13 protein-coding genes are annotated in these 12929 nt (G+C 60.6%); 10 read left to right on the top strand and 3 right to left on the bottom strand.

Annotation, left to right across the window (positions count from 1 at the left end):
• The first annotated feature begins 2 nt into the window (after positions 1–2).
• From rpsK to dsbD, 5 genes are all read left to right on the top strand, one after another.
• On the top strand, positions 3–407 hold the full coding sequence (gene rpsK, locus GM658_RS03445) for a 30S ribosomal protein S11 (RefSeq protein ID WP_028101645.1): 405 nt from the start codon (positions 3–5) through the stop codon (positions 405–407).
• A gap of 227 nt (positions 408–634) precedes the next feature.
• Positions 635–1258: a 30S ribosomal protein S4 gene (gene rpsD, locus GM658_RS03440; protein ID WP_170298650.1), complete on the top strand. Its 624-nt coding sequence runs from the start codon at positions 635–637 to the stop codon at positions 1256–1258.
• A gap of 102 nt (positions 1259–1360) precedes the next feature.
• Positions 1361–2338: a DNA-directed RNA polymerase subunit alpha gene (locus tag GM658_RS03435; protein WP_155452621.1), complete on the top strand. Its 978-nt coding sequence runs from the start codon at positions 1361–1363 to the stop codon at positions 2336–2338.
• 118 nt (positions 2339–2456) lie between these two features.
• Positions 2457–2852 (top strand): 50S ribosomal protein L17, encoded by a 396-nt coding sequence (gene rplQ / locus GM658_RS03430; RefSeq protein ID WP_090436005.1) that lies wholly within the window; start codon positions 2457–2459, stop codon positions 2850–2852.
• Between the two features lie 128 nt (positions 2853–2980).
• Positions 2981–4861 carry a protein-disulfide reductase DsbD gene (gene dsbD, locus GM658_RS03425; RefSeq protein WP_155452620.1) on the top strand — a complete coding sequence of 627 codons (1881 nt, stop codon included), beginning with the start codon at positions 2981–2983 and terminating at the stop codon, positions 4859–4861.
• A 29-nt stretch (positions 4862–4890) separates the two neighbouring features.
• On the opposite strand, the gene GM658_RS03420 is transcribed toward dsbD, so the two are convergent.
• Positions 4891–5364, bottom strand: a complete 474-nt coding sequence (locus GM658_RS03420) for a Spy/CpxP family protein refolding chaperone (protein ID WP_170298649.1) — start codon at positions 5362–5364, stop codon at positions 4891–4893.
• Positions 5365–5541: 177 nt separating this feature from the next.
• On the opposite strand from GM658_RS03420, the gene GM658_RS03415 reads away from it, so the two are divergent.
• The 4 genes from GM658_RS03415 to GM658_RS03400 all read left to right on the top strand — a co-directional run bounded on the left by GM658_RS03415 (position 5542) and on the right by GM658_RS03400 (position 10321).
• Entirely contained in the window at positions 5542–6621 is a 1080-nt protein-coding gene (locus GM658_RS03415) for a hypothetical protein (protein ID WP_155452618.1), read from the top strand.
• Between the two features lie 104 nt (positions 6622–6725).
• On the top strand, positions 6726–7448 hold the full coding sequence (locus GM658_RS03410; RefSeq protein ID WP_155452617.1) for a response regulator: 723 nt from the start codon (positions 6726–6728) through the stop codon (positions 7446–7448).
• Positions 7448–8818: an ATP-binding protein gene (locus tag GM658_RS03405; protein ID WP_155452616.1), complete on the top strand. Its 1371-nt coding sequence runs from the start codon at positions 7448–7450 to the stop codon at positions 8816–8818. Before GM658_RS03410 ends, GM658_RS03405 begins: the two co-directional genes overlap by 1 nt.
• A 9-nt stretch (positions 8819–8827) precedes the next feature.
• Complete coding sequence (locus GM658_RS03400) at positions 8828–10321, top strand: efflux RND transporter periplasmic adaptor subunit (protein WP_155452615.1); 1494 nt, start codon at positions 8828–8830, stop codon at positions 10319–10321.
• Between the two features lie 68 nt (positions 10322–10389).
• Here the strand turns inward: GM658_RS03400 and hemB are convergent, their stop codons facing one another.
• Together hemB and yihA are read right to left on the bottom strand one after the other, a co-directional pair.
• The gene (gene hemB, locus GM658_RS03395) at positions 10390–11394 is read right to left on the bottom strand and encodes a porphobilinogen synthase (protein ID WP_155452614.1); all 1005 of its coding nucleotides are present in this window, start codon (positions 11392–11394) and stop codon (positions 10390–10392) included.
• Complete coding sequence (gene yihA / locus GM658_RS03390; protein ID WP_155452613.1) at positions 11391–12092, bottom strand: ribosome biogenesis GTP-binding protein YihA/YsxC; 702 nt, start codon at positions 12090–12092, stop codon at positions 11391–11393. Before yihA ends, hemB begins: the two co-directional genes overlap by 4 nt.
• Before the next feature lie 131 nt (positions 12093–12223).
• Between yihA and GM658_RS03385 the strand changes: the two genes are divergently transcribed.
• Positions 12224–12889: a c-type cytochrome gene (locus tag GM658_RS03385; protein ID WP_155452612.1), complete on the top strand. Its 666-nt coding sequence runs from the start codon at positions 12224–12226 to the stop codon at positions 12887–12889.
• The last annotated feature ends 40 nt before the right edge of the window (positions 12890–12929 follow it).

Genomic DNA, 12929 nt, shown 5'->3' with positions numbered 1-12929 from the left:
CTATGGCTAAGCAACAAAGCTCCGCAGCAGCCGCTCGCGTACGCAAGAAAGTCAAGAAGAACGTCGCTGAAGGTATCGCACACGTTCACGCTTCCTTCAACAACACCATCATCACCATCACCGACCGCCAGGGCAACGCTCTGTCGTGGGCGACCTCCGGTGGTGCTGGCTTCAAGGGTTCGCGTAAGTCGACCCCGTTCGCAGCGCAGGTTGCTGCTGAAGCCGCTGGTAAAGTTGCGCAGGAATGCGGCGTGAAGAACCTGGAAGTTCGCATCAAGGGCCCTGGTCCTGGCCGCGAATCCGCTGTTCGCGCACTGAACAACCTGGGCATCAAGATCACCGAGATCCAGGACGTGACCCCAGTGCCGCACAACGGCTGCCGTCCTCCTAAGCGTCGTCGCATCTAATTAGTCAGCAAGACCATGGCCGGTCTGGTGTGGACCGGCCACCGTTTTTCTGCAACAGAAAATCGCTGGAACAGTGAGCCGGAAACGGTTATACTGTCCGGCTATTTTTGCCTTTCCGGTTCGCCGGCGAGGCTTTAGCCACGCCTGAGTCGAAAGTGGACCAGGCTAGCGCCTAACCGCATTCCGATGCGGCTGGGGCGTCATTCAATCATTAAAGGAAATATACCGTGGCACGTTATATCGGACCAAAAGCAAAACTGTCCCGCCGTGAAGGCACCGACCTGTTCCTGAAGAGCGCACGCCGCTCCCTGGATTCCAAGTGCAAACTGGACGTCAAGCCAGGCCAGCACGGCGTGAAATCCGGCGCCCGCACCTCCGACTACGGCAACCAGCTGCGCGAAAAGCAGAAGGTCAAGCGTATGTACGGCGTGCTGGAACGCCAGTTCCGCCGCTACTTCGCTGAAGCTGAGCGCCGCAAGGGCCCAACCGGCGAAACCCTGCTGCAACTGCTGGAATCCCGTCTGGACAACGTTGCATACCGCATGGGCTTCGGCTCGACCCGCGCTGAAGCGCGTCAGCTGGTTTCCCACAAAGCCTTCACCGTGAACGGCCAAGTGGTCAACATCCCTTCCTTCAACGTGAAGAAAGGCGATGTGATCGCCGTGCGCGAAAAGTCGAAGAAGCAGACCCGTATCGTTGAAGCGCTGTCGCTGGCTGAACAAGTCGGCATGCCAGCTTGGGTGTCGGTTGACTCCAAGAAAATGGAAGGTACCTTCAAGTCCTTCCCAGAGCGTAACGAAATCGCTGCTGACGTCAACGAATCGCTGATCGTCGAACTGTATTCCCGTTAATCGCGGGTGCTGTACCAAGGCGGGACTCGGTCCCGCCTTTTCCATTTAATGCCATCAGCCTTATCGGTGTAACGAGCCGAGGGTAATGAAAAGGACATTTACATGCAAAATAGCTTGTTGAAACCACGTATTATCGATGTTGAAGCCCTGGGCCACGGTCACGCCAAAGTCGTGATGGAGCCATTCGAGCGCGGCTACGGCCACACTCTGGGCAACGCGCTGCGCCGCGTGCTGCTGTCTTCGATGACCGGCTACGCGCCGACCGAAGTCACCATCGCCGGTGTCGTTCACGAGTACTCCTCGCTGGACGGCGTGCAGGAAGACGTGGTTGACCTGCTGCTGAACCTGAAGGGTGTCGTGTTCAAGGTGCACAACCGTGACTCCGTGACCCTGACCCTGAAGAAAGAAGGCGAAGGCCCAGTGATGGCATCGGACATCGACCTGCCGCACGACGTCGAGCTGATCAACCCAGAACACGTGATCGCCAACCTGACTGCCGGCGGCAAGCTGGACATGCAGATCAAGGTCGAAAAAGGCCGCGGCTACGTTCCTGGCAACGTGCGTCGCCTGTCGGAAGACGCCAACAAGACCATCGGCCGCATCATCCTGGATGCATCGTTCTCGCCAGTGCGCCGCGTTTCCTACGCTGTCGAATCGGCGCGTGTGGAGCAGCGTACCGACCTGGACAAGCTGATCATCAACATTGAAACCAATGGCGTGATCACCCCGGAAGAAGCGATCCGTCAATCGGCCCGCGTGCTGGTCGACCAGCTGAACGTGTTTGCTGCCCTGGAAGGCACCGAAACCACCGCTGAAGCGCCATCCCGCGCTCCAATGGTCGATCCGATCCTGCTGCGTCCAGTGGACGACCTGGAACTGACCGTGCGTTCGGCCAACTGCCTGAAAGCAGAAAACATCTACTACATCGGCGACCTGATCCAGCGCACCGAAAACGAGCTGCTGAAGACCCCGAACCTGGGCCGCAAGTCGCTGAACGAAATCAAGGAAGTGCTGGCATCGCGCGGCCTGACCTTGGGCATGAAACTCGAGAACTGGCCACCTGCAGGCCTCGAGAAGTAATTTTGCTGTGCCGCCCGCTGCACCTGCGGCGGGCGTATTTAACTGATAACCGGACCGCGCCTGGGCTTGCCAAGGCGATCGAAGATCTCGGATTTAAACATTATCGAAAGGAAGTACCATGCGTCACCGTAACGGCCTCCGTAAACTGAACCGTACCTCGTCCCACCGTCTGGCAATGCTGCGCAACATGACTGTTTCGCTGCTGCGTCACGAAGCGATCAAGACCACCCTGCCAAAGGCAAAGGAACTGCGTCGCGTTGTGGAACCAATCCTGACCCTGGGCAAGACCGACACCCTGGCCAACAAGCGTCTGGCCTTCTCCCGTCTGCGCGACCGCGAGATGGTTCTGAAGCTGTTCGCTGAACTGGGCCCACGCTACGCAAACCGCAACGGCGGCTACCTGCGTATCCTGAAAATGGGTTTCCGTCATGGCGACAACGCTCCAATGGCTTTCATTGAGCTGCTGGACCGTCCAGAAGTCTCCTCCGCTGACGAGGCACCAACCGCTGAGTAATATCAGTCAGGTTTATTAGAAAGCCGGGCATTGCCCGGCTTTTTTTATTTCCACTGGTAACAGCTTAAAGCGGCGTTAAGCCTGCCGGTGTAAGATTGGCGTGCCCGATCGATTCACCGTCCAAGACCATGCACCGTAAAGCGTCCTCCTTCCCAGCGTGGCTGTTTGCCGCGCTCTCGCTCTTTGTCATCCTGTTCGCTGGTACGGCGCGCGCCGACGAGGAATTCCTTGATCCACAGGTCGCATTCAAGTTTTCCGCCAAGGTGGTGGAAGGCAAAGCCGTGGCGGTGACTTACGAGATCGCCGACGGCTATTACATGTATCGTGAACGCTTCAAGTTCGACGCCGACGGGGCGACGCTGGGTGCGCCGCAGATCCCGCCGGGCAAGGTGAAATACGACGAAACCTTTAAAAAGAACGTCGAGACCTATCACAACCAGGTGACGATCTTGATCCCGGTCCAGGCGCCGGGGCCGTTCACCCTGAAGGCGACCAGCCAGGGCTGCTCGGAAAAAGGCTTGTGCTATTCGCCGATGGAATCGACGGCGCGCCTGATGGTGGTCGGCGGCGCCAGTTCGGCAGCCGGCAACAACCTGTTCGGCCTGGGCGGCGCCAAGAGCCCGGCGCCGGGCGCACAGAGTGTGCCAGGCACGGCGCAGCAGCCTGCGGTCGATACGCCTGCGGCCACGGCCAGCGCGGCAGCTCCCCAGGTTCCTGCGGCAGCGGAGGCCAAGGCTTCCGGCGACAGTGAGATGGGCAAGATCGAATCGGCCCTGAAAGGTGGCCGCCTGCTGGTGATTGCGCCGCTGTTCATCCTGCTTGGACTGGGCCTGTCCTTCACCCCATGCGTGCTGCCGATGGTGCCCATCCTGTCCTCGATCATCGTGGGCGACGGCGTTGGCCCCGGCCGGCGCTCGCGCGGCTTCGTCCTGTCGCTCAGCTATTCGCTGGGCATGGCCATTGTTTATACGGCGCTTGGCATTGCGGCCGGCCTGATTGGACAGGGGCTCTCGGCGGCCTTGCAAAACCCGTGGGTGCTGGGTGCCTTCGCATTGCTGATGGCGGGCATGTCGCTGTCCATGTTCGGCGTCTTTGACCTGCAGGTGCCTGCCGGCATGCAGTCGCGCCTGGCAAGCGTATCCAACCGCCACTCCGGCGGCAAGCTGGCCGGCGTCTTCGCCATGGGCGCCATTTCCGCGCTGATCGTTGGGCCATGCGTGGCAGCGCCGCTGGCCGGGGCCCTGGTCTACATCAGCCAGACGCGCGACGTTGTCATCGGCGGCCTGGCGCTGTTCTCGATGGCGGTCGGCATGAGCATTCCGCTGCTGCTGGTCGGCGTTTCCGCCGGCGCCCTGGTGCCGCGTGCCGGCCTCTGGATGCAGGGTGTGAAGCGCTTCTTCGGCGTGCTGATGCTGGCTATGGCCTGGTGGCTGGTGGCGCCGGTCCTGCCGGGCAAGGTGCAGATCATCGGTTGGGCCATCCTCGGCGTCGGTTATGCGTTTTACCTGCTGACCCATGAGAGCGGCAAATGGATTCCCAAGGTCACTGCAGCGCTATTCGCCGTCATGGGGATTGTGCAGATTGCCGGCCTGGCGACGGGCGCCACCGATCCGTTGCATTCGCTGGAAAAGCTGAGCGGCCGCAGCGAACGCCACCTGAAATTCACCCGCGTCAAAACGGTGGCGGACCTGGATGCGGTGCTGGCGCAAACCGGCGGCAAGACCGTGATCCTCGACTTTTATGCCGACTGGTGCGTGTCCTGCAAGGAGATGGAGAAGCTGACCTTCATCGATCCGGCCGTGCAGCAGAAACTGGCCAATACCATTTTGCTGCAGGTGGATGTGACGGCGAATAACGACGACGACAAGGCCATGCTGCAGCGTTTCACGCTGTTCGGTCCGCCGGGCATCATCATGTTCAATTCCGCCGGCCAGGAGATTCCCGATGCACGGGTCATCGGCTTCCAGGATACGGAGAAATTCCTGCGATCGCTGCAAAAGCTGGATTAAAAAAGGGCGCCTGGGGCGCCCTTTAAACTTTATTGGCTATGGTGCTGCATCATGCGCCCATGTTCGCGGTGGCCGAAATGGCTGGCCTTTTCATCGAACACCTTTTGCTGTTCCGGCGTCAGGGTGGCGTAGAAAGTCTTGGTGGCGGCCAGGTTGCTCTCCATGCGGGCGATGTGCGCCTTGGCCATTTCAATGTGTTTTTCCATGCGCTGCGGCGCCGGCATATCCTTGAATGCCGCGCGGTCGAATTGGCCGCGCTGCGGCATATTTGATTTCATCGCCGACATATAAGCCTGCCAAGCGCCTTCCTGCGCCGGCGTGATCTTCAACGCGTCGTGCATGCGTTTGGCATGCTGGTCCATGCGTTCCTGCATTTTGACGGGGTCGAATTTAGTGGCCGCATATTGGTGTTGCGGGCCTTCCTCGGCCATGGCCGGCAAGGCTGCCACGCCAAAACTGATGATTGCTGCGCCGATGGCGAATGCCTTATGCAAGGTTTTCATCTTTAATCCCTTCAGAAATGAACTTGTGAAAATGTGCTCTCGCACAGCACATGGGAGCATCTTCCATATTGAGTGTTTCCGCCAAGTGTCCCCGGGCTAAGACTTTGTATCCAGTTGTTGCATATTCGATTACTTTATGTCAGCATCGCCGCCTTTTCGAAATTCTTGGTGAAATGCATGCGTAATAGTTGGGTCGGAATGATGGTTGCCGCGGCGATGATGTCGGGTTGCGGTGGCGGTGGAGGGGGTAATAATGGTTCAGTTGCGCAGGAGGCCGGGCAAGTCGGTGCGCAGAAAACCTATATGGCTGCTAGCTCAACCGTTGGCGACTACTACACTTGGGAAATTGCGACACACGATCAAGGCTCCACTGTCGATTCCTATGATTACACCACCAGGTCAGTTCGCAGCGTGGCGGCCGATGGCGCCATCTCCGCCGACTATCTGTATGACTACATCAGCGCGGCAAGTCCGCTGGCTTACGCGTCGAGTACCATTTCGGTGAGCCTCGATAAGCTCGGCCGCTGGGTAGGGACCACCACTGCAACGTGCATGGGCGGGCCCAATCCGCCGATTTATAACGTTGCGCCAAATACGATCGCCGCCGGCATGAGCTGGCAGAGCTCCGGCATTATCCAAAGCAAGTGTGCGCTTGATGCGGCGACGCAAAGGACGTTTGCCATCCAGGATAACGTCCTGCCGATGGAGCAGGTAACAGTGCCGGCCGGAACTTTCAATGCCCTTAAGGTGGTGCGGAACGCAACGGAAGAAGACAGCAACCTCATCCAGCGGACCGAGCAAACTTGCTGGTGGGAGCCCGACCTGGGAATCGAGGTCAAATGCGCGTCCACTTTCACTAACACCAACAAATCAACTGGAGCAGTCAGTGTCCGGATCGGCACGCAGTCGCTGCGTGGCTATTCCAAGCAGAAGCTTGGGCGCAAGCTCGATACCGAGCTACGCTTCATGGGCAACTGGAGGGGAAGCTTCAACGGCATGCTCCAGGGACAGAACGTGTCCGGTATGTGCAGCCTGATGATCGACGGCGGCAATATCAACGGCAACTGCGCCGGCGCGACCCTTTCCTTCAATATCCGCGGCAATGTCCGGGCTGATGGAGCCCTCACTTTCACAGCGTCCGATAATGGCAATTCCGGCACAGCCTTTATTGGCCAATTCGACAGCCTGCAGCAAATGAGCGGCAGCTGGAGTATGCCGAATGCCGGCAGCGGCAGCTGGGTCATGACCCAGGATTGATCGCACCACGCCAGTTTGTAACGCAATGTATAGACCGGAAAGGTTTACACATGGCGATACAAACTGGTTCCACGGCCCGGCGGTATCAAGGGATAATTGTAGGCATGGAAAATGCCGCCTCAATTCTGATCGTCGATGACGACCGCGATATCCGGACCCTGCTGCAGGATTACCTGGAGACTAACGGCTACCGCACCCATGGCGCCGGCGATGGCGCGGCCATGTGGAAGCTGCTGGACAACACGAAGCCCGACCTGATCGTGCTGGACCTGAACCTGCCCGGCGAAGATGGCCTCACCCTGTGCCGCAAACTGCGCGCCCACTCGACCCTGCCGGTCATCATGCTGACCGCCCGCAGCGAGCCCCTGGACCGCATCCTCGGCCTGGAAATGGGGGCCGACGATTACCTGCCCAAACCCTTCGAGCCGCGCGAACTGCTGGCGCGCATCCGCAGCGTCCTGCGCCGCAGCACGACGACCGCCGCCAGCGGCGTCGAGAAAGCCAGCCGCATCCGCTTCTCGAACTGGGTGCTGGACCTGACCGCGCGCCACCTGGTCAACCCACAAGGCACGGTGATCATGTTGTCCGGCGCGGAGTTCCGCCTGCTCAAGGTCTTCCTCGAGCACCCGAACCGCGTGCTCAACCGCGACCAGCTGCTGAACCTGACCCAGGGCCGCGATGCCGACCCGTTCGACCGCTCGATCGACATTCAGATCAGCCGCCTGCGCCAGAAACTTGGCGAGGACGCGCGCCTGCCGCAAATCATCAAGACGGTCCGGAACGGGGGCTATGTGCTGGCCGGTACGGTGGCCGTGGAGCCGGACTGATGAAATCCTTTTTCCGGGGCATGACGGGCCGGGTCTTCCTGGTCCTGATGCTGGGCATTCTTGCCTCCGCCGCCCTGACGCAGTACCTGGCCGTCAATGAACGCCAGCGCACCCTGCAGCGCTACCGCGATTACTTCGCCCTCGAACGCGCGGAGCAGATCATTTCCACCGCCGGCGTCGTGCTGCCGGACTCGCGCAACCAATACCTGCGCGTGGCGAGCATGGGCGCCATCAAGCTGGAAGTGCTGGGCCAGCTGAGCGGCGTCAGCCCGCAGCTGAGCGAGTTTGCCGCAACACTGAGCAATCGCCTGGGCAAGGAATACACGCTGCGCTCGCTGCTGGAGCGCCCTGACGCGTGCGAGCGTCCGACACCCACCTATACCGCCTTCCCGGTATTCGGCGCCGGCACCGGCATCTGGCGCGGCACGTGTGAATCGCTGGCCGTGACCATGCCCGACGGCCAGCACCTGAAGCTGTCGATCCTGCCGCCGCGCCAGCCGGCGCCGACCGGCACCAATGAATACGTCACGTTCGTTCCTTTCCTGCTCAGTATTGCCGTGCTGGCCTACCTGGTGGCGCGCATGACCATGGGACCGCTGAACAAGCTGGCCGACGCCGCCAAGAACCTGGGCCAGGATATCAATCACCCGCCGATCAAGCTGGGCGGGGCGACGGAAATTCGCACCGCCTCGGCCGCTTTCAATGCGATGCAGGCGCGCATCCGCCAGCACATCGCGCAACGCACGGAAATGCTGGCCGCCATTACCCACGATTTGCAGACTCCGCTGACGCGCATGCGCCTGCGCCTGGAAAAGGTGCAGGACGCCGAGCTGCAAGGCAAGCTGCTGGAAGACCTGTCGGCCATGCAGCAGATGGTCAAGGAAGGCCTGGACCTGGCACGCAGCATGGACACTACCGAAGCCATGCAGCGCGTCGATCTCGACGCCTTGCTGGACAGCGTGTGCAGCGACGCCGCCGACGCCGGCCAGCAAGTCGACCTGAAAGGCCGCGCCGCTATGGATATGATGGGCCGCCCGCTCGATATTCGCCGCTGCCTGGTCAACCTGATCGACAACGCGGTGAAATACGGCCAGCGCGCCCATGTGTCGGTCGAGCGCCAGGCCGGTTCGTCGACCGTGCGCATCCGCGACGAAGGCCCGGGCATTCCGCCCGGCCAGCTGGCGCAAGTGTTCGAACCGTTTTACCGCCTGGAGACTTCACGCAACCGTTCCTCTGGCGGCACCGGCCTGGGCTTGACGATTGCGCGCAATATCGCTGAGCAGCACGGCGCCAGCCTGAGCCTGGCTAACCACCCGGAAGGCGGCCTGGAAGCCACCCTCGTATTCCCCGAATTTTATGCAGGAAAGTAGTTCGATCTCATGAAGAAGAAAACTTTGGCAGTAGTGGTAGGCCTGGCCGTGGCGATTGGCGGCGGCGCCTGGTATGCGGGCAAGGGCCCGGCAGGGCAGGGCGCCGGGCAGGCGCAAGGCGGCAAGGGCAAAGGCGACCAAGGACCGACCACGGTCAACGTGGTGGCGCCGCTGCGCCAGGATGTGCCGGTAGCGCTGGCCGCCAATGGCACGGTGAGCCCGATCTCGACTGTCGACCTGCACCCGCAAACCACCAGCACCATCGTCAAAGTGCATGTGAAGGAAGGCCAGTTCGTGAAACAGGGCGAACTGATGTTCTCGCTCGACGCCCGCACCGAAGCGGCCAATGTGGAAAAAGCCGACGCGCAAGTGGCGAAGGACCGCGCGGCCTTGGCCGATCTGGAGCGCCAGTACAAGCGCGCGCAGGAATTGCGCGGCCAGAATTTCATCGCCCAGAGCGCCGTCGATACGCTGAAGAGCCAGGTCGATTCCGCCCGCGCGCTGCTGGAGGCCGACACAGCCGCTTCGCGCGCCAGCAAGGTGGACCAGAGCTATACGCAGATCCGGTCACCGTTGAATGGCCGTGTTGGCGCCATCAACGTCTACCCGGGCAGCCTTGTGCAGCTGAGCACCTCGCTCACCACGGTGACCCAGCTGAACCCGATCAACGTTGCCTTCACCGTGCCTGAATCCAGCCTGGCGGCCCTGCTCGATGCGCAGCGCGCCGGCAAGGTGGCAGTGCAAGCTTTCCAGAACAATTCGGGCAAGCCGATCAACGGCCAGCTGAGCTTTGTCGACAATACTGTCGACCCGGTGGCCGGCGTCATCCGCGTCAAGGCGGTATTCGATAATGCCGACACCCGCTTGTGGCCGGGCCAGTACGTGAATACGCAGCTGACTGTGGCTACACTGAAAGATGCCTTGGTCGTTCCGCAGAACGCCATCATCACCAACACCAAGGGGACTTTCGTGTATGCCGTGGCGCCTGACCAGACCGCCAAGGTAATGAACATCAAGCGCCTCCATGGTTTTGGGGCGCTGGTTGCAGTGAGCGGACTGAACGGCGATGAAAAGATCGTGGTGGAAGGCAAGCAGAACCTGCGTCCAGGTATGGGCGACAGGCAGCAGCTGTTTGCGATGCGCGCCACCATTGTGGTGTTTGCGGCATCGGTGCTGCTGTATGCGATCAAGATGAACGGCACTTCGATCTACGAGCTGGTTTCTTCGGCTTACCAGATTACCCTGGTGGGGGCCTTTGTGCCGCTGGTCATGGGCCTGTACTGGAAGCGAGCCACGACCCAGGGCGCGATCTTCTCGCTGGGCGCCGGCATTTTCACCTGGATTGTGTTCTTCCCGCAGATTTCTTCGCTCGGCGCGACGTTCCCGGGGCAGCTGGCTGGCTTGCTGGCGGGCTTTATCGGCATGATCGTGGGCTCGCTGATGCCCCAGGTGCTGCAGAACCGCCATGATGGCGTGCACCACGTCAAAGGCTTGAACGCATAAACAACAAAAAGGGGACGTAACGAATTACCGCCTGGCGGTAAATCGTTACGTCCCCTTTTTTTGTTTTCTTAAGCCAGGCCTTTGAGCTTGCGCGCGATGTCGAGCGCGAAGTAGGTGAGGACGCCGTCGGCGCCGGCGCGCTTGAAGGCCATCATCGATTCCATCATCACCTTGTCATGATCGAGCCAGCCGTTCAGCGCGGCGGCCTTCAGCATGGCGTATTCGCCCGATACCTGGTAGGCATAGGTCGGCACCTTGAATTCATCCTTCACGCGGCGCACGATGTCCAGGTAAGGCATGCCTGGCTTGACCATCACCATATCGGCGCCTTCAGCCAGGTCCAGCGCAACTTCGCGCAAGGCCTCGTTGGTATTGGCAGGATCCATCTGGTAAGTGAACTTGTCCGCCTTGCCCAGGGCTGCCGCCGAACCGACCGCATCGCGGAACGGGCCGTAGAAGGCCGACGCATACTTGGCCGAGTAAGCCATGATGCGGGTGTGGATCAGGCCTTTGTCTTCAAGCGCCTTGCGCATCACGCCGATGCGGCCGTCCATCATGTCGGACGGGCCCACCACGTCCACGCCGGCTTCGGCCTGGCACAGCGCCTGGCGCACCAGCATCTCGGTGGTCTCGTCGTTCAGGATCGAGCCTTTTTCGTCGACCGTGCCGTCCTGGCCATGGCTGGTGTACGGGTCCAGCGCCACGTCGGTCATGATGCCCAGCTCAGGGAAATTCTTTTTCAGCTCGCGCACGGCGCGCGGGATCAGGCCTTCCGGATTGGTCGCTTCCACGCCGTCATTGGTTTTCAGCGATGGGTCGATGTTCGGGAACAGCGACAGCACCGGGATGCCCAGCTTCACGCATTCCTCGGCCACCTTCAGCAGGTTGTCGATCGAGATACGGTCCACGCCCGGCATGGTGGTGACCGCTTCGCGGCGGTTTGCGCCTTCCACCACGAAGACCGGATAAATCAGGTCATCGACGGTGACGGTGTTCTCGCGCATCAGTGCGCGCGAGAACGGATCGCGGCGCATGCGGCGCATGCGGATGGCTGGGAAATCAGGAGTGATCATTCTTCGCTTTCATCAGGAGTTGGCGCTGCGCCGTCATCGGCGAGGCCGGCCAGCTCTTCGATTTTGGCCGTCGCTTCCTCAATGCCGATGCGCTTGAGCGCGGAAAACAGTTGCACGGTGAAGGGGAAGCCTTCGCCGTCTTCATCGACGTAGCTGTCAAGCTTGGCCTTGGCCTGGCGCAGCACGTTGATGGATTCATTGCGGTTCAGCTTGTCCGCCTTGGTCAGGATGCAGTGGATCGGCTTGCCGGTCGGGGCGAACCATTCGATCATCTGCTGGTCCAGGTCAGTGAACGGACGGCGCGCGTCCATCATCAGCACCAGGGCGGCCAGCTGGTCGCGGCGCTGCACGTAGTCGCCCAGCAGGCGCTGCCAGTGGTTCTTGGCGTCGCCCGATACTTCCGCATAGCCGTAGCCCGGCAAGTCGGCGATCAGGCACTGCAGTTCGTCCATATTGATCGGGTCGTGGCGGTGCATGGCCACGTGCGCGCCGCCGATCGAGAAGAAGTTGATATGCTGGGTGCGGCCAGGGGTCTTGGAGGCAAATGCCAGGCCCTTCTGGTTGCACAGGATGTTAATTGCGGTGGATTTGCCAGCGTTGGAGCGGCCCGCAAAGGCGATCTCTGGCACCGACGTGCGCGGCAGGTCGCGCAGGTGGTTGACGGTGGTGAAAAAGCGGGCTTGCCAGAGTTTAGACATGGGGAAAGCAACAAAAAGGGGGCAAAAAAGCAGGAAAGCTATTGTACAATAAGGGGTTACGAATTGTTGCCATGCTATATTGCAATGATTCCTCTATCACTAATAACTTACTTCTGTCCCAGGGTGTCTGAATGAATCGTGCGTTTTCGCCATTTGTAAAATCCTTGTTCGTTGCAATGCTGGCTGTTACCGGTGTGGCTTCCGCCAATGAAGCACACGCTCCTGCCGCCGCCAAGGCTGATCCAGCCAAAGGCGCCACCCTGTTTGCAGAAGGCGATAACGCACGCGGTATTCCGGCATGCGTCTCCTGCCACGGCGCCAAGGGTGCATCGACCATCACCGTCAACCCTAAACTGGGTGGCCAGGGCGAAGCCTACGTTTACAAACAGCTGGTGGCCTTCACCACCGACGCCCGTCCAGGCACCGTGATGACCGCCTTCGCCAAGGCGCTGACCGACGAAGAAAAGAAGAACATCGCCGCCTACCTGAACACCGAGCCAAGCAAGTCCGGCGCTGCCAAGAACAAGGACACCATCGAACTGGGCAAGAAGATCTACCGTGGCGGCATCGCTGAAAACCGCGTGCCAGCCTGCGCATCCTGCCACGGCCCGGCCGGCGCCGGCATGCCAGCCATGTACCCACGCGTGGGTGGCCAGCACCAGGACTACACCGCCGCCACCCTGAAAGCCTTCAAGGCCGGCACCCGCAAGTCCAGCGCTGAAATGCAAGCCATCGCTTACCGTATGTCCGACAAGGAAATCGAAGCGGTCGCCGACTACATGGCTGGCTTGAAGTAATTGTGATGCACCGCCCGCAGCAAGGGCGGTACTGGACATG

Origin of the sequence: Massilia eburnea, from assembly GCF_009720745.1 — a bacterium.
Lineage (GTDB): Bacteria > Pseudomonadota > Gammaproteobacteria > Burkholderiales > Burkholderiaceae_D > Rugamonas > Rugamonas eburnea.
The sequence above is the reverse complement of the archived record's forward strand: the minus strand, read 5'-3'. Positions and strand labels throughout refer to the sequence as shown.

Coding starts and splice junctions, on each gene's coding strand:
- rplQ (WP_090436005.1), top strand. CDS start 2,457: ATGCGTCACCGTAACGGCCTCCGTAAACTGAACCGTACCTCGTCCCAC.
- GM658_RS03420 (WP_170298649.1), bottom strand. CDS start 5,364: ATGAAAACCTTGCATAAGGCATTCGCCATCGGCGCAGCAATCATCAGT.
- GM658_RS03410 (WP_155452617.1), top strand. CDS start 6,726: ATGGAAAATGCCGCCTCAATTCTGATCGTCGATGACGACCGCGATATC.
- GM658_RS03435 (WP_155452621.1), top strand. CDS start 1,361: ATGCAAAATAGCTTGTTGAAACCACGTATTATCGATGTTGAAGCCCTG.
- GM658_RS03400 (WP_155452615.1), top strand. CDS start 8,828: ATGAAGAAGAAAACTTTGGCAGTAGTGGTAGGCCTGGCCGTGGCGATT.
- yihA (WP_155452613.1), bottom strand. CDS start 12,092: ATGTCTAAACTCTGGCAAGCCCGCTTTTTCACCACCGTCAACCACCTG.
- GM658_RS03415 (WP_155452618.1), top strand. CDS start 5,542: ATGCGTAATAGTTGGGTCGGAATGATGGTTGCCGCGGCGATGATGTCG.
- dsbD (WP_155452620.1), top strand. CDS start 2,981: ATGCACCGTAAAGCGTCCTCCTTCCCAGCGTGGCTGTTTGCCGCGCTC.
- GM658_RS03385 (WP_155452612.1), top strand. CDS start 12,224: ATGAATCGTGCGTTTTCGCCATTTGTAAAATCCTTGTTCGTTGCAATG.
- GM658_RS03405 (WP_155452616.1), top strand. CDS start 7,448: ATGAAATCCTTTTTCCGGGGCATGACGGGCCGGGTCTTCCTGGTCCTG.
- rpsK (WP_028101645.1), top strand. CDS start 3: ATGGCTAAGCAACAAAGCTCCGCAGCAGCCGCTCGCGTACGCAAGAAA.
- hemB (WP_155452614.1), bottom strand. CDS start 11,394: ATGATCACTCCTGATTTCCCAGCCATCCGCATGCGCCGCATGCGCCGC.